Here is a 20,887-nt window from a genome sequence, read left to right as displayed (position 1 = left end):
CGGACCGGCGCATCCACAGGCTGATCATGGCCGATGTCGTGGGCAGACCTCGCCTGCGGGAACGGTTGTCTGCCGTCGCGGCTTGACCAGCATGGACAGATTCTTCCTCGCGATGATGGTTTCTGCCGTTCTGCTGCTGATCGTGGCCTCCGATCTGCTGGTCAATGGTCCTGTCCTGCAGGAGCCGACCACAAATGTCGCGCGCCTGGTGCCGTCAACCGAGCGACTGATCAGGTGATGGATCGCGGTCGCGGGCGGCCGAATGCCTCACCCCCAAGTGTGACTGGGGAACATTTCGGCCCCACTCTGACTTCTGATCACCGCGTCAGCCAAAACGGCCAGCGCGATCCGGACAGGCTCAGCTCCGCTTTAGTAGGGGGAGCTGAGCCACCGCCGCGCAAACGCGCTCAGCGTTTGTCGCGAGAGAACTAGCCGCCGCTGCGATAGACCTGGATGTCGAGATCCCGGATCTTCTTGCGCAGCGTGTTGCGGTTGAGGCCGAGCAGGTCAGCGGCGCGGATCTGGTTGCCGCGGGTGGCGGCGAGCGCGGCCGTCAGCAGCGGCACCTCGATCTCCTTGAGGATGCGGTGATAGAGGCCCGGCGGCGGCACGCCGTTGGGAAAGCCCTGGAAGTGCGAGGACAGATACGCCTCCACGGCACCGCCGAGATTGTCGACGCCCTGCTGGACCGCGGCACCCGGGCTGACCGAGGGCGGCGCCAGCTCGCCATCGATGACGGAGGCCGTGATCACGTCCTGCGGATAGAGCGCGGCGAGGCGCCGGGCGAGGTTTTCGAGCTCGCGGACGTTGCCGGGCCAGCGGTGCTGCTTCATCCGTTCCAGCGCCAGCGCGTCGAGCTTCTTCGGCGGCAGCCCGTCCTTCTCGGCCAGCGTGAAGAAGTGCCGGATCAGATCGGGCAGATCCTCGATGCGCTCGCGCAAGGGAGGCAGCCGCAGCGGCACGACATTGAGGCGGAAGAACAGGTCTTCGCGGAACAGACCCTGCTGGATCAGCACGCGCAGATCCTTGTTCGAGGCCGCGACGATGCGCACGTCGGTCTTGATCGGGGTGCGGCCGCCGACGGTGGTGTATTCGCCCTGCTGCAGCACGCGCAGCAGGCGGGTCTGCGCCTCCATCGGCATGTCGCCGATCTCATCCAAAAACAGCGTGCCGCCCTCGGCCTGCTCGAACCGGCCGGAGGCGCGGGTGTTGGCGCCGGTGAAGGCGCCGCGCTCATGGCCGAACAGCTCGGATTCGATGAGGTCGCGCGGGATCGCCGCCATGTTGACCGCGACGAACGGGCCGTTGCGGCGCTTGCCGTAATCGTGCAGCGCGCGCGCCACCAGCTCCTTGCCGGTGCCGGACTCGCCCGTGATCATCACGGTGAGGTCGGTCTGCATCAACCGCGCGAGCACGCGGTAGATTTCCTGCATCGCCGGCGAGCGGCCGACCAGCGGGATCGCCTCCATCTCGGCGTCCTCGTCCGGCGTCGAGACCCGTTCCTTCGGCTCGGCCAGCGCGCGGCCGACGATGGCGATCAGCTCCTTGAGGTCGAAGGGCTTTGGCAGATATTCGTAAGCCCCGCGCTCGGAGGCGCGGATCGCTGTCATGAAGGTGTTTTGCGCGCTCATGACGATGACCGGCAGATTCGGCCGCATCTTCTTGATCCGCGGCAAGAGGTCGAAGGCGTTTTCGTCCGGCATCACCACGTCGGTGATGACGAGATCGCCCTCGCCCTGGCTGACCCAGCGCCACAGCGTTGCGGCATTGCCGGTCAGCCGCACTTCATAACCGGCGCGGGACAGTGCCTGATTGAGAACGGTGCGGATGGCGGTATCGTCATCGGCTACGAGAATGCTACCTGCGGGCATCGTTAATCCTCATTTCGCCCCCTGTGACGCAGGCGACGGCTTCCCGGCAGAGTCGGCGCGACTGCTTTGATCGGCATGTTTCACCGATGTGGAATACATCGGCATCAGCACGCGGAAGGTGGTCTTGCGCGGCTGAGATTCGCATTCGATGATGCCCCCGTGATCGCCGATGATCTTGGCGACCAGCGCCAGGCCGAGACCCGAGCCGGTCTGCTTGGTGGTCACGAAGGGATCGAACAGATTGGGCAGAAGATCGTCGGGCACGCCTGGTCCATTGTCCTTCACGCAGAATTCGAGCGGCAAGGATACCCGGGATTTTTGACCGGGGACTGACAGGCGCACGCCGGGGCGAAACGCGGTGGTGAGCTGGATCTCGGCGTCGGGGACGTCGATCAGGGCTTCTGCGGCATTCTTCACGAGATTGAGGAACACCTGGATCAACTGGTCCTGGTTCGCCAGCACCGGCGGCAGCGAGGGATCGTAGTCCTCGATGAAGCGGATGTTGCGGGCAAAGCCGGACTGCGCCAGCCGCTTGACGTGGTCGAGCACCGAATGGATGTTGACGGGACCGCGCAACACGGGGCGCTCGTCGCCGAACACCTCCATGCGGTCGACCAGCGTCACGATGCGGTCGGCCTCGTCGCAGATCAGACGCGTCAGCATGCGGTCCTCGGACGAGGCCTGCTGCTCGAGAAGCTGCGCCGCGCCGCGGATGCCGGAGAGCGGATTCTTGATCTCATGCGCCAGCATCGCGGCCAGTGCGATCACCGAACGCGCCGCGCTGCGATGGGTGAGCTGGCGGTCCATCTTGTCGGCGATGGAGCGCTCCTGCAGCATCACCACGATATGGCCGGGCCGCTCGGTCAACGGCGCGACATGCAGATCGACCTGGCGGTCGCCGCCCATGCGCGGCGTGCCCAGATCGACCTTGTATTCGTTGACCGGCGAATTCGACGAACGCACCTGGTCGATCAATGCCAGCAATGGGCTGCCGAACGGCACCAGCTCTTTCAGCGACTGCCGCTTCAGGAACTGCGTCGAGATGTCGAAGAAGGCCTCGGTGGCGATGTTGGCGGCGACGATCTTGCCATCCGGCCCGATCATCAGCACGGGATTGGGCAAGGCATCCAGGATCGCGTCACTGTCGGCGGGCCGGCGATGTTCAGCGGCGGAGCTCATGCAGCAGCGCTCCATGCGAAGTCGTCGAAGGCATCCTGCAGCGCCTGGTGGACGAGGCGCGGATCCTCCGAGGTGAGGATCTTCTGGCGCCACCCTTTCAGCTTCTCGACGGAAGCGCCGCTCGCCTCTGCGGCGACATCGAGCGCCCAGCCGAGATGCTTGCGGGCGTGCTTCAGTCCGATACGCAGACCATAGAGCGCGCAGACGCCCTCATAGAGCGTGCGGACATAATGCAGCTGCGTTTCCAGCGAGGGCACAGCCTCCTCAGCCCCGCCCTGCAGGCGGCGGCCGATCTGACCGGGCAGCCAGGGCTGGCCCTGCGCGCCGCGCCCGATCATCACGGCGTCGGCGCCGGAAGCCTCGAGCGCCGTGAGTGCCTTCTCGTAAGTCGTGATGTCGCCGTTGACGACGAGCGGGATCGAGATCGCATCGCGCACGGCGCGGATCGCATCCCAATCGGCCTCGCCCTTGTAGAACTGGCTGCGGGTGCGGCCATGCACCGCGACGAGCTTGACGCCGGCGGCTTCCGCGCGCCGCGCCAGTTCCGGCGCGTTGCGGCTGCGGTCGTCCCAGCCGAGCCGCATCTTCAGCGTCACCGGCACCTTCACCGCCGCGATGGTCGCATCGATCAGGCTGACGGCATGGTCGAGGTCGCGCATCAAGGCCGAGCCGGACTGGCCTCCGGTGACGTGGCGGGCCGGACAGCCCATGTTGATGTCGATGATATCGGCGCCTTCAGCCTCGGCGATCCGGGCGCCTTCCGCCATCCAGTGCGTCTCGCAGCCGGCGAGCTGAACCACGTGGGGGCCGATCCCGGTGGCTTCGCAACGCAACCGGGACATCCGGTGGCCGCTCGCGAGCTCATCGCTGGCCGTCATTTCGGACACGACGAGGCCGGCTCCAAGCTCGGCGGCCAACCGGCGGACGGGCGAGTCCGTCACCCCCGACATCGGTGCCAGGAAGACCGGGGTGGCGACATCAATATCGCCTATTTTCAACGGCTTAGAGCCGGATACTGCCGAACCGGTCACAGGGGTCTCGTTGACTGGGCAGGGCCTCATCGCGCCTGCCATGAGCTATCTTGCGCACAATTCTTGTGCAGTCAAGCGCCATGCCTACAGTTTAGACAGTTCTGCAAATCTTTCAAGTGCAGTGCAGCAAAATGCTGATTCCAACAATCCGGGGAAACCCCCTTTTTTTGCGGGCCTGCCGTGCTAGAGGCATGCGGCAATCACCCCACTCCCCGACTCTTCATCACCAACTGAGTATTCGAGTCCTATGGCGAAATCACAGCGCACCGCAGTCGTCCTCGTCGCAGCCGGGCGTGGACTGCGTGCAGGCGCCGGCGGGCCGAAGCAATATCGCGAGATCGGCGGCGTGCCCGTGATCTATCGCGCCATGGAAGCTTTCAGCCGCCACGCCGACGTGTTTGCGGTGCAGCCGGTGGTGAACCCCGACGACAGCGCCATATTCACGGCCGCGGTCGCCGGGCTCAGGCATGAGCCGCCGACCAATGGCGGTGCGACCCGGCAGGCCTCGGTGCTTGCCGGCCTCGAAGCTCTGGTCAGGCACGAGCCCGATATCGTGCTGATCCACGACGCCGCGCGCCCCTTCGTCTCGGAGGGATTGATCTCGCGCGCCATCGAGGCGGCGAGCCGCACCGGTGCCGCGATCCCTGCCGTTCCCGTCACCGACACCATCAAGCTCACCGGCGATGGCGGCAACGTCGAGGGCACGCCGGACCGCGCGCGGCTGCGAATCGCGCAGACGCCGCAATCCTTTCGTTTCGACGTCATCCTCGAAGCGCATCGTCGCGCCGCGAAGGACGGCCGCAGCGATTTCACCGACGATGCCGCGATTGCCGAATGGGCGGGATTGACCGTTGCAACCTTTGAAGGCGATGTTGCCAACATGAAGCTCACCACTCCCGAGGATTTTGTGCGCGAGGAAGCACGCCTGGCTGCCCAGCTCGGCGATATCAGGACCGGCACCGGCTACGACGTGCACGCCTTCGGCAAAGGCGACCACGTCATGCTCTGCGGCGTGCGCGTGCCGCACACCAAGGGTTTTCTCGCCCATTCCGACGGCGATGTCGGCCTGCATGCGTTGGTCGATGCCATCCTCGGCGCGCTCGCCGACGGCGACATCGGCTCGCACTTCCCGCCGAGCGATGCGAAGTGGAAGGGCGCCTCCTCCGACCAGTTCCTGAAATACGCCATCGAGCGCGTCACGGCGCGCGGCGGCCGCGTCGCCAATCTCGAGGTGACCATGATCTGCGAGCGGCCGAAGATCGGCCCGTTGCGCGACACCATGCGCGCGAGCATCGCGGAGATCTCCGGCGTCGACATCTCGCGCGTCGCGGTGAAGGCGACCACGAGCGAGCGGCTCGGCTTCACCGGCCGCGAGGAAGGCATCGCGGCCACCGCGAGCGCCACCATCCGCCTGCCCTGGAGCCTGTAGGGTCATGGGCGGCAGCGACGCACGCGCCCTCTCCCGCTCGCTGCTCGATTTGTGCCGGATGCGCAAGCTGACGATCGCAACCGCTGAATCCTGCACTGGCGGCCTCGTCGCCGGCGCACTGACCGACATCCCCGGCTCCTCCGACGTGATCGACCGCGGCTTCGTCACCTATTCCAACGACGCCAAGCGCGCCATGCTCGGCGTCGAAGCCGGCACGCTTGCCAATTTCGGCGCCGTCAGCAAGGAAACCGCAACCGCCATGGCGGTCGGCGCGCTGGAGCGTGCCGGCGTCGATCTCGCCGTCGCCATTACCGGCATTGCCGGTCCCGGCGGCGCGACGCCCGGCAAGCCGGTCGGTCTCGTGCATTTCGCCGTCGCGGCGCGCGACGGCCGCATCATCCACCGCGAGCACCGCTTCGGCGCGATCGGCCGCAGCGCGGTACGGCAGCGCTCCGTCGTCGAAGCGCTGCGGATGTTGATGGATCTGGCCCGCGGCCCGCAAGCCCAGACCAAGCCGCGCCGTCCCGCTGCCGCAACCCGCTTGCGCCCGCGCGTGACACGCTCGCCGCGCCGACATGTGGCCAAACGCCGGACGCCGCGGTCGCCGCGGGGCTGAGCACCCCGCTTACACCTTGCGGGCGATCACACGGATCGCAGCCAGATTGGCGCGATGCTGCTCGAACACCCGCCGCATTGCCAGCACCCGGCGCCGCGCCGCCCGATCCAGCAACAAATTCCTGGTGAGCCGCAACGCGCCGACGAGGCCCTCGTCCTGCACGAGGCGGCGCGGCCGGAGCAGATGCATCGGCGCGAATTCAACCGCCTCGATCTGAAAGCCTACGCTCTCCAGCAGCCCTCTCCATCCTTCGCCGGACAACGGACGTGCCCCGACATGGATGACGCCGGAGAGCGCGCGATCGATCGCCTGCCTTTGGCCGAACGGCATGTCGTCCGGCGTCACGGCGAGCTCGTGGATGCCGTAACGCCCGCCGGGGCGAAGCAGCCGGAATGCCTCCGCCGCGATGCGGCGCTTCTGCTCCTGGGTCTGCATGCTCAGCATCGCCTCGCCGATCACGATCGACGCAGAGCCGGCCGGCAGGGTCGTCTGATCGGCGGTCCCGACTACGACCGAGACGTTTCCCTTCGCCGGAAGCTGCCGGCTCGTCCACGCCGCCGCCTGCGCATCACGCTCGACGCCGACATAGCGCCGCGGCCCTCGCTCCAGGATCAGGCGCGCGGTGACGCCGAGCCCCGGCGCAAACTCGACGACATCATCTTCGGCGCCGATCACCAGTCCGTGCAGCAGCGCGCGTGTCAGGCCAAGCCCGCCGGGACGCAGCACGCGCTTGCCGAGCCGGGCCAGCAGCCAATGGCCCGGCATCTTCGCCACGTCGAGATCGCCTCCGGGCAGTTCGACCGATGGCATCGTGTGGTCTGCAATCATGGGAGTCTCCTTTGCAAGTTAGAACCGCGCCCGGATGCCGCCGTAATAGCCGCGTCCGTCGCCGGGGATGAACGCGGCCTGGTCCGGCCGCGCCTGATCGACGATCAGGGTCGACGCGGCATAGGTCGCGTTGAACAGATTGGTGATCTCGCCGAACACCGAGAAGCGCTCGCTGATCTGGTATTCGGTGCGCAGATCGGCGACCACGAACGGATCGGCAAACAGCGTGTTCATGTTGTCGACCGGCATGTGGCCCGGGCTCCAGCGCACCACGCCTTCCAGCTTCCAGGCGTCGGTCGCCTGATATTGCAGGACCGCGTTGACCAGATGCGGCGGCGCGCCGGCGAGGCGGTTGTTGCCGCGCAGCGGATCGTTGTCGAAGCGGAAGTCCTGGTAGGTGTAGGCGACGCGGCCGGTCAGCCGCTGCGTGATCCTGACGCCAAGGCCGAGCTCGACGCCGAGATGCGTGGTGCGGTCGGCATTGAAGGCCGCCATCAGCGCGCCGGTGGAGTCGCGCAGGCTCAAGAGTTCGTTGTCGACCCAGGAATAGTAGCTGACAGCGTCCCACGACAGGATGCCGGCGCGGCCGCGCCAGCCGCCTTCGACGGTGGTCGCGGTCTGGGCCTTCAGATCCGGCGTCGCGAACGCCGCTGCGACGAGGCCCGGATTGCCCGGCGTCGGCCGCCCGGCACTGCTGTTCGGCGTCCCGTTGATCGTCGCGAGCAGATCGTCATGCGAGGGCGGCTCGAAGCTGCGGCTGACCGCGGCAAAGATGGTTTGGCCGGGCACGGGGCGGAAGGTCACGCCGAGGCTGGGGCTCCACGCCGCATAGCTGCGCGCATAGCTCGAGCTCTGCGTCGGCACCGCGCCGTTGGGCAGCAGCATGGTCGGGTTTGCCGGATTGTAGGCAATCGTCGGCCGCGTCGCGCTCCGATAGATGTCGTCATTGTCGCGCGTGGCGTAGCCATAGGCGATCGCCGGCGACACGGTGATCCCGTCCCAGACCGGCAGATTGAGGCCGGTATGCAGCGCGAGCGTGGTGGCATCGAGCCGGCTCTCGCCGAACTTGGCGCCGGTCTGCCCGGCCTGATTGATGAAATTCTCCCGATCCGCCGATCCCACGGAATATTGCGCGGTCGTTTCCAACAGCGGCAACGCCGCCGCGCTGTCGGGCTTGTAGGCGTAGCGGAAGACGCCGGTCGCATCGTCGCCCCGCGTGGCGCGGACGCCTGAGGAGATCGGAAAGCGGAACATGTCGTCGGTGTGGGTATAGCCGAGCGCGACGTCGAACAGATGCGCGTCGAACGTCGCGGTAGTCCGCGAGCCCGCCACGAACTGCTCGGCCTCGCGTCGCGGCCGGTCGCGCACGACGTTCGGCCCCGGATTGATCGAGGTCGACGGCGGGATGAAGGTCGGGCCGGCAAACACCTGCCGCGGATTGGCCTGCATCGCGCTCTTGGTCAACGGTCCCGCCACGTCGAAGCCGAGATCGGTGTAGCCGATGAAGAAGCGCGTGCTGACATTCTCGGACAGCACGGCGCCGACATTGGCATTGAAACTGCTGCGCTCGGAGCTGTTGTAGTCGCGAAAGCCGTCGCGGCGGCTGAAATCGGCCTGCACCAGCGCATCGACGTTGTCTTTCCTGCCGCCGGTCTGCGCGCTGGCATTGATCTGGCCGAAGCCGCCGCCGCTGACAGCGACTTGCGTGCCCGGCGAGGACGATCCCGTCGGTGACACGAAATTCAGCGCGCCGCCGAGCACGGTGGCGCCGAGGCGGTTGGCCATATAGCCGCGATAGACCTCGATGGCCTCCGCCTGTTGCGGGTTGGCAAAGCCGACGATGTAGGAGCCGTCGGCCCGGTTGATGGGCATGCCGTTCTGGAGCACCAGCAGCCCGCGCTCGACCGGATTCTGCTGCAGGCCGGAGCCGCGGATCTGAATGCGCGGCTGGTCGTTGCCGCCGAAGAAGTTCTGCACCACGACACCGGGAACGCCGCTGAGGGCACGTGACACGGTCGGATTGCCGGTGGGCGCCAGATCCTCGCGCCTGACCAGCGCGACGCCGCCCGCGAGCGCCTCGAAGCGCTCCTGCACCGATGCGGCCGGGGCAGCAGGCCCCGCCGCCTCCTCGCCGAGGTTGGCACCGCCGCGCGGTTGCGGCTCGGCGGCCCGGCGCCGCGCCGCGACCCGCTCGCGCGATATCGCCGCGCTCTTCGGCGCCTCCACCACGACAGGATCGAGCTGGACCGCCGCGCCCGGCGCCGCCGATTGCGCCAGGCAAGCCTCTCCGGCGAGCGCCGGCAGCAGCAAGGCAGACGCTGTCCAGGACAGCAGCACCGTGCCTTGCGTCCTGTATGCGCGCCGCGAACGCCCTCGCCGCAACGACGGACTCATGATCCTACTTCCCACTCCAGCCCCCACTTTTTCCCGCGGGCGACGCTGCACGCCGTCGCGATCTCGCGCGAAGCTCGCCGCGCGCACCGGGAATCTGGTTGCGCTGGGACAAACAGCGCGCTGCTTGGAATTAGTTTCGTTCCAGCTTCGGCCCGAACAGCACGTTGAACTCGCGATGGCGCGACATGATCGCGGTGCGGATCGAAGGGGGACACCTGCTCGGCAGACATGGTGGATTACGCCTTCTCCCAACCCACCCTGCGCACCTACAAGCGGTTGCGCTGCCCGACGGGCAAAACACGCTAGCCGTGGGGCAAGGCGCGCAGGCGAAAATATTCGCCTTTACAGAATTTCGGCTTTGGCGCAATGTCCCGCCACCTCACCCCGGTCAGAGGGGCGTATCGCGATCGTCACGAAACGTGGGGTGAGCTGCGGTGGACGCTAGTCACATCGGCGCGAGAGGCATCGCAGGGCGGGCAACCGTGAGCGACAGCCTATCGCGCACACGACCGGTGTGATCTGCGTACGGCAAAACCGTGTCGTCCTGACGCCCGGGGTCTGTGCGTCAAGTCTTGTGGTGATGTGTGCGGCCCGACCGGGTGCGCCCATCAGTCATCTGCAAGGCGACGGGGGCAATAGTGCATCGCTCCCCGGGGAGAACTCGGCATAAGCCGTCAAACCACTGCGCAGGGAAGGCCGGGTTGTCCTGGCTACACCTGTATGCCGCTGTGCAGCTTCTTGTCACGCAGGTTTCGCACAGTGGACCGCGGGTGCCAGCCGGCACCCGGTCTTCCCTGCGCCCTCTGACAAAGAGGGCGACATGATCGCGCAAGACTCGGGCAGGAACTGTCGCGAGACCACGGCGTTATGTCCAGTTTCCCAAAAGCACGCACATTTGTCGAATTCGATCGGAATCGCAGATGCGAACGGCGCGGCTAAACGTCATTACTCGTGTCCGATCTTGCGCGAGAAAATATTGGCGCAATAATGCCGCTCTACGTTGTGATCCGGAATCAACCGGACCAGCATTTTGGAGGGCGACGAAATTGTTCGCTCGCGCCGCGGCTTCAGTCGCCGTGATTGTCACCTCGGCCACCATCACCTTGGCCACCATTGATGGTGCGGCCGCGCAAACGGCTAACCAGCCGCCGGATACGATGGCGGCGCGGGTCGAGGCCTGCACGCCCTGTCACGGCAACAAGGGCGAAGGCACCAGCGACGTCTATTTCCCGCGGCTTGCCGGCAAGCCCGCCGGCTATCTCTACAATCAGCTGCTCGCCTTCCGCAGCGGCCGCCGCAAATATCCGCCCATGAACTATCTGCTGGAGTTTCTGCCTGATCCCTATCTGGAGGCGATGGCAGAGTATTTTGCAGGCGAGCATCCGCCGCTGCCGCAGCCCGCGCCGAGCGAGGTCAGCAAGGATGTGCTGGCGCAGGGCGAGTTGCTTGCCACCAGCGGCGATGCCAGCCGCAATATTCCGGCCTGCGTCAGCTGTCACGGCCCGGCGCTGGCAGGCATGCAGCCCGGCATCCCCGGCCTGTTGGGCTTACGTGCCAACTATATCAGCGCCCAGCTCGGCGCCTGGCGCTACGGCACCCGCACGGCGAAATCGCCAGACTGCATGCAGCAAGTCGCAGGCCATCTGACCGAGGCCGACGTCACCGCGGTCGCCGCCTGGCTCGCGACGCGGCCCGCGCCAACGAACCCGGCCCCCGTACCGAAGGGCACCTACGCGCTGCCCTTCGGCTGCGGCAGCCAGCCCAACTGACGAGGCGGATGATGGGCTCGAAACTGTCGATCGGACTCCTGGTTCTCGCCGCGTTCACGACGGCCGCGCAGGCGCAGGACAAGGCTCAAGACAAGAGCAGCGACATCATCGCGCGCGGCGAATATCTCGCTCGTGCCGGCGACTGCACGGCGTGCCACACCGCGCCGGAAGGCCGCCTGTTCGCCGGCGGCCGCGCCATGCCGACGCCGTTCGGCACGCTCTACACCTCCAACATCACGCCTGATCCCGACACCGGCATCGGCAAATGGAGCGCGGACGATTTCTACAAGACCATGCACAGCGGACGCTTCCCGGACGGCGGGTTGATCTATCCGGCGATGCCGTTCGCGTCCTACACCAAGGTGACGCGCGCCGACAGCGACGCGATCTTCGCGTATTTGCGCTCGATTCCCCCGGTGAGCCAGAAGAACAAGCCGCATGAACTGCGCTTCCCCTACGACAACCGTCAGCTCATCCTGGGATGGCGCACGCTTTTCTTCAGCGAGGGCGAGTTCAAGCCCGATCCGAAGAAATCGGCGGAATGGAATCGCGGCGCCTATCTGGTCGAGGGCCTCGGCCATTGCGGCATGTGCCATTCGCCGATCAACGCGCTCGGCGGCACCTCGCAATCGGACGCCTTCAAGGGCGGCCTGATCCCGATGCAGAACTGGTACGCGCCCTCGCTGACGTCCAATCGCGAGGCCGGCCTCGGCGACTGGAGCATCAAGGACATCACCGACCTGCTCCAGACCGGCGTCTCCATGCGCGGCGTGGTCTACGGCCCGATGGCCGAGGTCGTGCACAACAGCCTGCAATATCTCAACGACGAGGACACCAAGGCGATGGCGGTGTACCTCAAGAGCATCGCGGAGCCCTCGCCTCCGCCGCCGGCAAGCTCGACGCTGTCGACCACCGAGAGCAGCCTGCTGATCAGCCTCGGCAAGACCGTTTACGACAAGCAGTGCGCGAGCTGTCATGGCACGCAGGGCGAAGGCAAGCCGCCGCACTGGCCCCCGCTCGCCAACAACCAGTCGATCGAGATGCAGTCGGCGGTCAACCCGATCCGCATGGTGCTCAATGGCGGCTATCCGCCGGGCACCAAGGGCAATCCGATGCCCTACGGCATGCCACCCTTCGCCGGTCTGTTGTCCGACAACGAAATCGCCGCCGTCGTCTCCTACATCCGCACCGCCTGGGGCAATCGCGGCACGCCGGTCTCGGCGCGCGAGGCCAACGAGCTGCGCTCCGCACCGCTGAACTGAGAGACGTCATGATCAATTCCGATCCGCCGACCAGCCCCGCTAGCGCCGACCAGGCCGTCGAGGAGGTCGTCGCGCAAGGTCCGTCCGGCGCGATCGTGGTCGCCGGCATCGCTACCGCCTGCGTGGTCGCGATGTGGCTCGCCTTCTATCTGTTCGTCTTCCTGCCCCGCGGATCGCTGCAATGAGCGCAGAGGAAACTCATCACGCCAGCGCCGAGGTCGCCGCCCGCGTCGAGCGGCGCTGGGCCGCCATTGCCGTGATCATCATCGTGATGATGGCGCTGCTGGCGGCTTTTGCCGGCATCCACCGCGCGACCATGCCGCAGCCGCGCGTCGAGACCACCGATCCCTCGCGCCTGCATCTGTCCGGCGAATTCGTCGAGAGCAATCTCGGCAGCGTGCTGGAGGCCAATGGCAATGTGACCGTGCGCGCGATCGGCCAGCAATATTCCTTCACGCCGGCCTGCATCGTGGTGCCCGTGGATACGCCGATCACGATGCGCGCCACCAGTGCCGACGTCGTCCACGGCATCCTGATCCAGGGCACCAATGTCAACACCATGCTGGTGCCGGGCTACATCTCCGAGCAGCTGATGCGCTTCACGAAAACCGGCGACTATCTGATGCCCTGCCAGGAGTTTTGCAGCTTTGGCCACGAAGGCATGTGGGGCAAGGTCAAGGTGATCGACAAGACCGAATTCGCGGGTCGCGCGAAGGGTGGCGGGAGGCTGAGCTGTGTTGATCAATAGGAAGCTCATCCTCGCCCATTTCTGGCTGGCCTTCGCCGTATTCGGCATCGCGCTCACGCTCGGCGCCTGGCAGATGTTCATCCGCAGCCCGATCGGCACCTGGCTCTCCAACCCCGAGCTCTATTACCGCTCGCTGACCGCCCACGGCACAGTGATGGGCTACGTCTTCCCGACGCTGGTCGCGATGGGATTCGGCTACGCCATCAGTGAGTCCGCGCTGCAGCAGCGCCTGGTCGGCGTGCGCTGGGCCTGGGCCGGGTTCTGGTTGATCGTGATCGGCAGCATCATGGCGGTGATCCCGATCGCAATGGGGCGTGCCTCGGTGCTCTACACCTTCTATCCACCGCTGATCGGCAACGTCTTCTACTACCTCGGCGTCGTCCTGGTGGTGGTCGGCTCGTGGATCTGGGTCGCGCTGATGTCGATTAACTTGCGCGTCTGGCGCAAGGCCAATCCCGGCGCGCCGGTGCCGCTCGCCATGTTCGCCAATGTCGCAGGGTCGTATTTGTGGGCCTGGACCGCCGTCGGCGCCGCGCTCGAGCTGCTGCTCCAGATCATTCCGGTTGCGGCAGGCCTGAAGTCCACCATCGATGCCGGCCTTGCCCGCATCTTCTTCTCCTGGACGCTGCACGCCATCGTCTATTTCTGGCTGATGCCGACCTACATCGCCTATTACGCCATCGTGCCGCGCGCGATCGGCGGCCGCGTCTATTCCGACTCGATGGCGCGGATCTCCTTCATCCTGTTCCTGGTGGTGGCGATGCCGATCGGCATGCACCACACCTTTGCCGATCCGCAGGTCGGTGCCGGCTTCAAGTTCATCCATTCCGCCTTCACGGCGCTGGTCGCGCTGCCGACGCTGCTGACTGTGTTCACGATCTGCGCCTCGGTCGAGATCGCGGCGCGGCTGCGCGGCGGCCGCGGCATGTTCGGCTGGATCGGGGCCCTGCCCTGGGACAATCCGATGATGCTGGCGCTGGCGTTCTCCTTCGTCATGCTCGGCTTCGGCGGCGCCGGCGGCCTGATCAACATGAGCTATCAGCTCGATGCCTCGATCCACAACACGCAGTGGATCACCGGCCATTTCCACCTGATCTTCGGCGGAGCCATCGTGATCATGTATTTCGCGATCGCTTATGATCTCTGGCCGCATCTGACCGGGCGCGAGCTGATCGATATCCGCCTGATCCGCACCCAGCTCTGGCTGTGGTTCATCGGCATGATCGTGACGACCTTCCCGTGGCACTGGGTCGGCATTTTGGGGATGCCGCGCCGCATGGCCTATTTCGACTTCGGCGATCCCGCGATCGCGCCGCAGGCGCTCTCCGTCACCCTCTCGGCGATCGGCGGCTTCATCCTGCTGGCCTCGGGCATCATGTTCATCGTCATCCTGGCGCGTGGCATGCGCGCGCCTCAAATCGACGCCGGGCCCTATCGCTTCGCACTCGCCGTACATGAACCAAAGACGGTGCCGGTCGCACTCAACACCCACGCGCTATGGGTGGCGCTGATGATCGGCCTCACCCTCACCAATTACGGCTATCCGATCCTGAATCTGGCGCTGAGTTCGGGCACCTCGGTGCCGGCCGTCTATGTGGGAGCGCAGTGATGAGCACGCGCGACCTCTTTACCTTCCGCAACAGCCATTTCAGGACTGGCGTCGGCATCACCGCCGCGATCCTCGTCGTCACCGCGATTGCCGGCTTCATCGTGCTGCCTTTCGCACAGCCCTGGGTCCAGTTCGCCAGCGTCTGGGACGCAATCTGCAGCGCCGCCGGGGTGCCGCAGCGCGCGGCCAGCGTCACGGCGCCCGAGCAGGCAAAACGCCTGTCCGAGGTCGTGCTCACCTCGAACACGCTGTCGCGCCCGAGCCAGGAAGCCATCGGTCGTGGCGCGACGCTGGCGCAGCGTTGCGCGATCTGTCATGGCCCGACCGGCGTCAGCCGCGCGGACTCGCCCAATCTCGCCGGCCAGTATGCCGCCGTGATCTACAAGGAGCTGCACGATTTCCGCTCGGGTGCGCGCACCAATGCCGTGATGTCGCCGTTCGCGGTCAACCTGACCGACCAGGAGATCGCCGATCTCTCCAACTATTACGCCTATCTGCCGCGGCTTCCGGCCTATCATCCGACGCCGCAGCTGCCCAAGCCGAACATCGTGATCTATGGCGCGCCGATGCGCGGCATCGCGCCCTGCGGCTCCTGCCATGGCAGCCTCGACAACAAGACCGGCAGCCCGTGGCTGGAGGGACAGTCCGAAGCCTACATGAAGGCGCAGCTCCACGCCTTCGCCTCAGGTGAACGGCGCAACGACATCAGCCAGCAGATGCGCAACATCGCCCGCGCAATGACGCCGCAGGAGATCGAGCAGGCCGCGGCGTATTACGCCTCGCAGCCGCCGGATGTGGTGAAGGCGGTGGATTGAGGATGGCTCTCGTGCCCCGGACGCAGCGCAGCGCTGCTTCAGCGGTGCGCTGCAGAGCCGGGGCCCATCTCTCCGAGGCGTTCGGGCGGCGTGGGTCCCGGCTCTGCGCAGCAACGCTGAGGGCGTTGCAGCGCGTCCGGGACACGAGAGTTATCTACGACGACGCCAGCTTCGGCCGGCCGTAGATCGCATCCGCGCGCTTTTCGAACGCACTCGAAAACCGCGCGAACGCGGCGTCGAACATCGAGCCCATCAGCAGCGCCAGCATGCGGCTCTTGAATTCGTAGGACAGGAAGAAACCGACGTCGCAGACGCCCTCACCTTTGGGCTCGAACGTCCAACGGTTTTCCAGGTTGCTGAAAGGACCTTGCAGATATTCGACCAGGATCTTCTGATTGGCGCGATCGAGCGTCACGCGGCTGGTGAAGGATTCCTTGACCAGCTTGAACGACACCGTCATGTCGGCGACCAGCACCTCGGTGCCATCAGGCTTGGCCATGCGCTGGCGCACCTTCAGCGCGCTGCACAGCGGCACGAATTCCGGGTAGCGCTCGACGTCGGCGACCAGATCGAACATCTCGGAGGCGCTGTGATTGACACGGCGCTTGCTCGAAAATTTGGGCATGGTGGCTCAGATGGCGGTTCAGCGGGCGGTTGCGGCCCGCGCGGCCCTCAGTCTCGCAAAATCCTCGCCGGCATGATGCGACGAGCGGGTGAGCGGGCTCGCCGACACCATCAGGAAGCCCTTGGTGTAGGCGATCTTCTCATAGGAGGCGAACTCGTCCGGCGGCACGTAGCGCATCACCGCCTGGTGCTTGCGGGTCGGCTGCAGATACTGGCCGATGGTCAGGAAATCGACCTCGGCCGAGCGCAGGTCGTCCATCACCTGCTGCACCTCGTGGCGCTCCTCGCCGAGGCCGACCATGATGCCGGACTTGGTGAAGATGGTGGGATCGAGCTCCTTGACCCGCTGCAACAGCCGGATCGAATGGAAATAGCGCGCGCCGGGCCGCACCGTGAGATAGCGCGACGGCACGGTCTCGAGATTGTGGTTGAAGACGTCGGGCTTGGCGGCAGCGACGATTTCGAGCGCCCCCTCCTTGCGCAGGAAGTCCGGCGTCAGGATCTCGATCGTGGTCGAGGGGCACGCGGCCCGGATCGCGCGGATGGTCTGGGCAAAGTGCTCGGCGCCGCCGTCAGCGAGATCATCGCGATCGACAGAGGTGATGACGACATGGGCGAGGCCCAGCTTGGCGGTGGCCTCCGCCACATGCTGCGGCTCGGCCGCATCCAGCGCATTCGGCAGGCCGGTCTTGACGTTGCAGAAGGCGCAGGCACGGGTGCAGGTGTCACCCATGATCATGAAGGTGGCGTGCTTTTTGTCCCAGCACTCGCCGATGTTCGGGCAGCCCGCTTCCTCGCACACCGTGTGCAGGCCATTGGACCGCACGATGTTGCGGGTCTCGCCATAGCCGCGGGTATTGGGCGCGCGCACGCGGATCCAGTCCGGCTTCGGCGGCGAAGCGGAGTCAGGGCGATTCACCTTTTCGGGGTGGCGCGGGCGCAGTGGGTTCGTGATGGTATCGACAATAACGACCATGGGGTGTCCGGTCTGTTCAGGTCCTACCTAGTCGGTCTCGCCACGCATCGCAACCCGGCTCGCGCCGCTTCAGGGAACATGGCAGATATGGGCAATATCCTGCTCTGTTCTCAGGCGATTCTCACCTCGAATGGCTCCAGTATCGAAGACTTCCACACCGCGGCTAGGCAAGGCTCTGAAGCGGGCCTTTTTCAACCGCGACGTCCGCGAGGTCGCCCAGGACCTGATCGGTGCCACCATGCTGGTCGACGGCGTCGGCGGCCTCATCGTCGAGGTCGAGGCCTATCATCATACCGAGCCGGCGGCGCACTCCTACAACGGTCCGACGCCGCGGAACCAGGTGATGTTCGGCCCGCCCGGCTTTGCCTATGTCTATCGCTCCTACGGCATCCACTGGTGCGTCAACTTCGTCTGCGAGGAGGAAGGCTCGGCCAGCGCCGTGCTGATCCGCGCGTTGGAGCCGACGCACGGGATCGCCACCATGCGTCGCCGCCGCCACCTCCAGGATGTGCACGCGCTGTGCTCGGGTCCGGGCAAGCTGACCGAGGCGCTCGGCATCACCATCGCGCACAACGCCCTGCCGCTGGACCGCGCGCCGATCGCACTGCATGCACGGACCGAGGATTTGGAGGTGGTGGCCGGCATCCGGATCGGCATCACCAAGGCCGTCGAGCTGCCCTGGCGCTATGGCGTCAGGGGCTCGAAGTTTCTGAGCAAGCCGTTTCCGAAATAGCGTCCTCAGGACGCCTGCTTCAGCCGCTCCAGCGCCTCGAGCAGCTTGGCCTTGCGCGCCAGCGCGGCCTCGCGCTTTTCGCGCTCCTCCTCGACGACCTCCTCGGCCGCGTTGGCGACGAATTTCTCGTTCGCGAGCTTGGACTCGGCGCGCTTGATGTCGGCGTCGGCCTTGCCGATCTCCTTGTCGAGACGCGTGCGCTCGGCAGCGACGTCGATCACGCCCTTGAGCGGCAGCGCGGCCACCTCGCCGCGGACGAGCAGCTGAACCGCTCCGTCAGGCGCGCGGTCGGCGAAGGAGATGTCCGACAGCCGCGCCATGCGCTTGATGACGTCGGTCCAGCGCGGCACGCGCTCCCCGGTCTCGGCGGAAGCGCCGACGAGCACCAGCGCCGTCAGCGTTGCCGGCGGAATGTTCATCTCGGCACGCACCGAACGAATCTGCGTGATCAGGTCGATCACCCAGCCGATCTCGGCTTCCGCCTTGGGATCGGTGAAGTCGGCGTGGTCGAAGATCGGCATGACCAGCATTGGCGACACCAGGGGGTCGGTCGGCCCGGCCGCTGCAGCGAGGATTGCGAGCTGCTCCGGCGTCGGCTCGGCCGGCTTCAGCGGCCATTGCGCCAATGCGAGCAGACCATCGCGCTTGGCCGTCACCTCCCACAGCTCCTCGGTGATGAAGGGCATGAAGGGGTGCAGCAGCTTCAGGATCTCATCGCGCGCCCAGGCGACCATGGCGCGGGTCTCGTCCTTGGCCGGGCTGTCCGGGCCGAGCAGCACGGGTTTTGCGAGCTCGACATACCAGTCGCAATAGACGTTCCAGACGAAGCGGTAGATGCTGCCTGCCGCATCGTTGAAGCGATAGGCTTCGATGGCCTCGGTCACCTCACGCGTGGTGTGCGCGCTCTCATGCGCGATCCAGCGGTTCAGCGTCTCCTTGGCCTTCGCCGGCTCGAAACCCTCGGGCACGGCGCAATGGTTCATCTCGGCGAACCGCGACGCATTCCAGAGCTTGGTCGCGAAATTGCGGTAGCCCTCGACGCGGCTGGTGGCGAGCTTGATGTCGCGGCCCTGCGCCGCCATCGCGGCCAGCGTGAAGCGCAGCGCGTCCGCGCCATATTCGTCGATCAGGTTGAGCGGATCGATGACGTTGCCCTTCGACTTCGACATCTTGGCGCCCTTCTCGTCGCGGACGAGGGCGTGGATGTAGATGGTCGAGAACGGCACCTCCTTCATGAAGTGCAGGCCCATCATCATCATGCGGGCGACCCAGAAGAAGATGATGTCGAAGCCGGTCACCAGCGCATTGGTCGGGTAGTAGCGCTGCACCTCGGGGGCGTCCTCGGGCCAGCCGAGCGTCGAGAACGGCCACAGCGCCGAGGAGAACCAGGTGTCGAGCACGTCCTCGTCGCGCGTGATGAAGCCCTCGCGCTTGTTGCGGTCGAGCGCCATCTCGCGGCCTTGCTCGGCCGTGATGACCTCCTGCTCGACGTAGTAGCCGAGCGCGTGGCTGATTGCCTCTTCCTCGGTCTCGGCGACGAACACCTTGCCATCGGGTCCGTACCAGGCCGGGATCTGATGGCCCCACCAGAGCTGGCGCGAGATACACCAGGGCTGGATGTTCTCCATCCACTCGAAATAGGTCTTTTCCCAATTTTTCGGCACGAACGACGTTTCACCCGACCGCACCGCCGCGATCGCGGGTTTAGCGAGGGTCTTGGCGTCGACGTACCATTGGTCGGTCAAATACGGCTCGATCACGCTGTTCGAGCGATCGCCATGCGGGACCATGTGGGTGTGCGGCTCGATCCGCTCGACGAAGCCGAACGATTCCAGCCGCTCGACGATGCGCTTGCGCGCGGCGAAGCGGTCGACCTTGTGGAATTCCTCGGCGAATTGCGCGGCGCCTTCCGGCAGATCGCGCAGATAGTCCTCGTTGTCGACGAGATCGAGACAGCCTTCCCTGTCGATCACGCTGATCCGGCGCAGGCCGTGGCGATTGCCGACCTCGAAGTCGTTGAAGTCGTGCGCCGGCGTGATCTTGACCGCGCCCGAGCCCTTCTCGGGATCGGAATAATCGTCGGCGACGATCGCGATCTTGCGGCCCACCAGCGGCAGGATCACGTTCTTGCCGACCAGCTTCAGATAGCGCTCGTCCTCGGGATGCACGGCAACGCCGGTATCGCCCAGCATGGTCTCGGGGCGCGTGGTGGCGACGACGATGAAGCTCGAGGGATCCTCGGGATTGAACGTCTTGCCCTCGATCGGATAGCGCAGATACCAGAGGTGGCCCTTGACCTCGGTCTGCTGCACTTCGAGATCGGAGATCGCGGTCAGCAGCTTGGTGTCCCAATTCACCAGCCGCTTGTCCTTGTAGATCAGGCCGTCGCGGTGCAGCTCGACGAACACCTTGATGACGGCCTTCGACAGACCCTCGTCCATGGTGAAGCGTTCGCGCGACCAATCGCAGGACGCGCCGAGCCGCTTGAGCTGGTTGATGATGGTGTCGCCGCTCTCGGCCTTCCACTGCCAGACCCGCTCCAGAAACTTCTCGCGGCCCATCTCGCGGCGGCCGGGCTGCTGGCGTTCCATCAGCTGCCGCTCGACCACCATCTGGGTCGCGATGCCGGCATGGTCGGTGCCGGGCTGCCACAGCACGTCGCGGCCGCGCATGCGCTCGAACCGGCACAAAATGTCCTGGAGCGTGTTGTTGAGGGCGTGGCCCATGTGCAGCGAGCCCGTCACGTTCGGCGGCGGGATCACGATGGTAAACGGCACGGCGTCGCGGCGGTCGGGGCGGCCGGCCTTGAAGGCAAGGCTGTCCTCCCACACCACGGACATGCGGGCTTCGATATCGGCGGGCTGGTAATTTTTCTCGATCATGGGGCTGTTAGAAAGCCGCGTGTGCGGGTCAAGTCAACGGGAAGCTCAGCGGCAAAGGCTTTCCTGCCCGGTCCGCAGACCGAATATGCCACAGGAGCAGGGCTTTATCGGGGCCGCAGGG

Annotated in this window: 18 protein-coding genes; 10 read left to right on the top strand and 8 right to left on the bottom strand. The window is 65.9% G+C overall.

What is annotated here, in order from left to right:
- Window positions 1-91 precede the first annotated feature (91 nt).
- Window positions 92-238 (top strand): hypothetical protein, encoded by a 147-nt coding sequence (locus AABA84_RS15570; protein WP_338309241.1) that lies wholly within the window; start codon window positions 92-94, stop codon window positions 236-238.
- A 190-nt stretch (window positions 239-428) separates the two neighbouring features.
- Here the strand turns inward: AABA84_RS15570 and ntrC are convergent, their stop codons facing one another.
- The 3 genes from ntrC to dusB are packed head-to-tail and all read right to left on the bottom strand — an operon-like array spanning window position 429 to window position 4,048.
- Entirely contained in the window at window positions 429-1,871 is a 1,443-nt protein-coding gene (ntrC, locus tag AABA84_RS15565; protein ID WP_212249383.1) for a nitrogen regulation protein NR(I), read from the bottom strand.
- Window positions 1,872-1,880: 9 nt separating this feature from the next.
- Entirely contained in the window at window positions 1,881-3,050 is a 1,170-nt protein-coding gene (locus AABA84_RS15560) for a two-component system sensor histidine kinase NtrB (protein WP_212249382.1), read from the bottom strand.
- Window positions 3,047-4,048, bottom strand: coding sequence for a tRNA dihydrouridine synthase DusB (dusB, locus tag AABA84_RS15555; RefSeq protein ID WP_338312545.1), 1,002 nt, complete (start codon window positions 4,046-4,048; stop codon window positions 3,047-3,049). Before dusB ends, AABA84_RS15560 begins: the two co-directional genes overlap by 4 nt.
- Window positions 4,049-4,328: 280 nt before the next feature.
- Between dusB and AABA84_RS15550 the strand changes: the two genes are divergently transcribed.
- Together AABA84_RS15550 and AABA84_RS15545 are read left to right on the top strand one after the other, a co-directional pair.
- The gene (locus AABA84_RS15550; protein WP_338312445.1) at window positions 4,329-5,510 is read left to right on the top strand and encodes a bifunctional 2-C-methyl-D-erythritol 4-phosphate cytidylyltransferase/2-C-methyl-D-erythritol 2,4-cyclodiphosphate synthase; all 1,182 of its coding nucleotides are present in this window, start codon (window positions 4,329-4,331) and stop codon (window positions 5,508-5,510) included.
- A gap of 4 nt (window positions 5,511-5,514) precedes the next feature.
- Window positions 5,515-6,126: a CinA family protein gene (locus tag AABA84_RS15545; RefSeq protein WP_212249380.1), complete on the top strand. Its 612-nt coding sequence runs from the start codon at window positions 5,515-5,517 to the stop codon at window positions 6,124-6,126.
- A gap of 9 nt (window positions 6,127-6,135) precedes the next feature.
- Here the strand turns inward: AABA84_RS15545 and AABA84_RS15540 are convergent, their stop codons facing one another.
- On the bottom strand, window positions 6,136-6,954 hold the full coding sequence (locus AABA84_RS15540) for a class I SAM-dependent methyltransferase (RefSeq protein ID WP_338312444.1): 819 nt from the start codon (window positions 6,952-6,954) through the stop codon (window positions 6,136-6,138).
- A gap of 18 nt (window positions 6,955-6,972) precedes the next feature.
- A complete protein-coding gene (locus AABA84_RS15535; RefSeq protein WP_338312443.1) occupies window positions 6,973-9,348 on the bottom strand; it encodes a TonB-dependent receptor family protein in 2,376 nt (791 codons plus the stop codon).
- A gap of 1,046 nt (window positions 9,349-10,394) precedes the next feature.
- Here AABA84_RS15535 and AABA84_RS15530 point away from each other — a divergent pair.
- From AABA84_RS15530 to AABA84_RS15505, 6 genes are read left to right on the top strand one after another with little or no spacing between them, the layout of a single operon-like run.
- Complete coding sequence (locus AABA84_RS15530; protein WP_338312442.1) at window positions 10,395-11,117, top strand: c-type cytochrome; 723 nt, start codon at window positions 10,395-10,397, stop codon at window positions 11,115-11,117.
- Between the two features lie 11 nt (window positions 11,118-11,128).
- Window positions 11,129-12,379 (top strand): cytochrome c, encoded by a 1,251-nt coding sequence (locus AABA84_RS15525; protein ID WP_212253855.1) that lies wholly within the window; start codon window positions 11,129-11,131, stop codon window positions 12,377-12,379.
- Between the two features lie 8 nt (window positions 12,380-12,387).
- Entirely contained in the window at window positions 12,388-12,564 is a 177-nt protein-coding gene (locus AABA84_RS15520; protein WP_212253854.1) for a hypothetical protein, read from the top strand.
- The gene (locus AABA84_RS15515; protein ID WP_338312441.1) at window positions 12,561-13,127 is read left to right on the top strand and encodes a cytochrome C oxidase subunit II; all 567 of its coding nucleotides are present in this window, start codon (window positions 12,561-12,563) and stop codon (window positions 13,125-13,127) included. The genes AABA84_RS15520 and AABA84_RS15515 overlap by 4 nt, the downstream gene beginning before the upstream one ends.
- Window positions 13,114-14,736, top strand: a complete 1,623-nt coding sequence (locus tag AABA84_RS15510) for a b(o/a)3-type cytochrome-c oxidase subunit 1 (RefSeq protein WP_338312440.1) — start codon at window positions 13,114-13,116, stop codon at window positions 14,734-14,736. The genes AABA84_RS15515 and AABA84_RS15510 overlap by 14 nt, the downstream gene beginning before the upstream one ends.
- On the top strand, window positions 14,736-15,551 hold the full coding sequence (locus AABA84_RS15505) for a c-type cytochrome (protein WP_338312439.1): 816 nt from the start codon (window positions 14,736-14,738) through the stop codon (window positions 15,549-15,551). Before AABA84_RS15510 ends, AABA84_RS15505 begins: the two co-directional genes overlap by 1 nt.
- A gap of 154 nt (window positions 15,552-15,705) precedes the next feature.
- Here the strand turns inward: AABA84_RS15505 and AABA84_RS15500 are convergent, their stop codons facing one another.
- Window positions 15,706-16,176: a type II toxin-antitoxin system RatA family toxin gene (locus AABA84_RS15500; RefSeq protein WP_212253850.1), complete on the bottom strand. Its 471-nt coding sequence runs from the start codon at window positions 16,174-16,176 to the stop codon at window positions 15,706-15,708.
- A gap of 18 nt (window positions 16,177-16,194) precedes the next feature.
- Window positions 16,195-17,151, bottom strand: coding sequence for a lipoyl synthase (gene lipA / locus AABA84_RS15495; protein WP_338312438.1), 957 nt, complete (start codon window positions 17,149-17,151; stop codon window positions 16,195-16,197).
- A 130-nt stretch (window positions 17,152-17,281) separates the two neighbouring features.
- Between lipA and AABA84_RS15490 the strand changes: the two genes are divergently transcribed.
- The gene (locus AABA84_RS15490; RefSeq protein WP_338312437.1) at window positions 17,282-17,884 is read left to right on the top strand and encodes a DNA-3-methyladenine glycosylase; all 603 of its coding nucleotides are present in this window, start codon (window positions 17,282-17,284) and stop codon (window positions 17,882-17,884) included.
- A gap of 5 nt (window positions 17,885-17,889) precedes the next feature.
- Here the strand turns inward: AABA84_RS15490 and AABA84_RS15485 are convergent, their stop codons facing one another.
- On the bottom strand, window positions 17,890-20,766 hold the full coding sequence (locus AABA84_RS15485) for a valine--tRNA ligase (RefSeq protein WP_338312436.1): 2,877 nt from the start codon (window positions 20,764-20,766) through the stop codon (window positions 17,890-17,892).
- Window positions 20,767-20,887: the final 121 nt, after the last annotated feature.

Source organism: Bradyrhizobium sp. TM239 (assembly GCF_036247985.1).
GTDB lineage: Bacteria > Pseudomonadota > Alphaproteobacteria > Rhizobiales > Xanthobacteraceae > Bradyrhizobium > Bradyrhizobium ottawaense.
The sequence above is the reverse complement of the archived record's forward strand: the minus strand, read 5'-3'. Positions and strand labels throughout refer to the sequence as shown.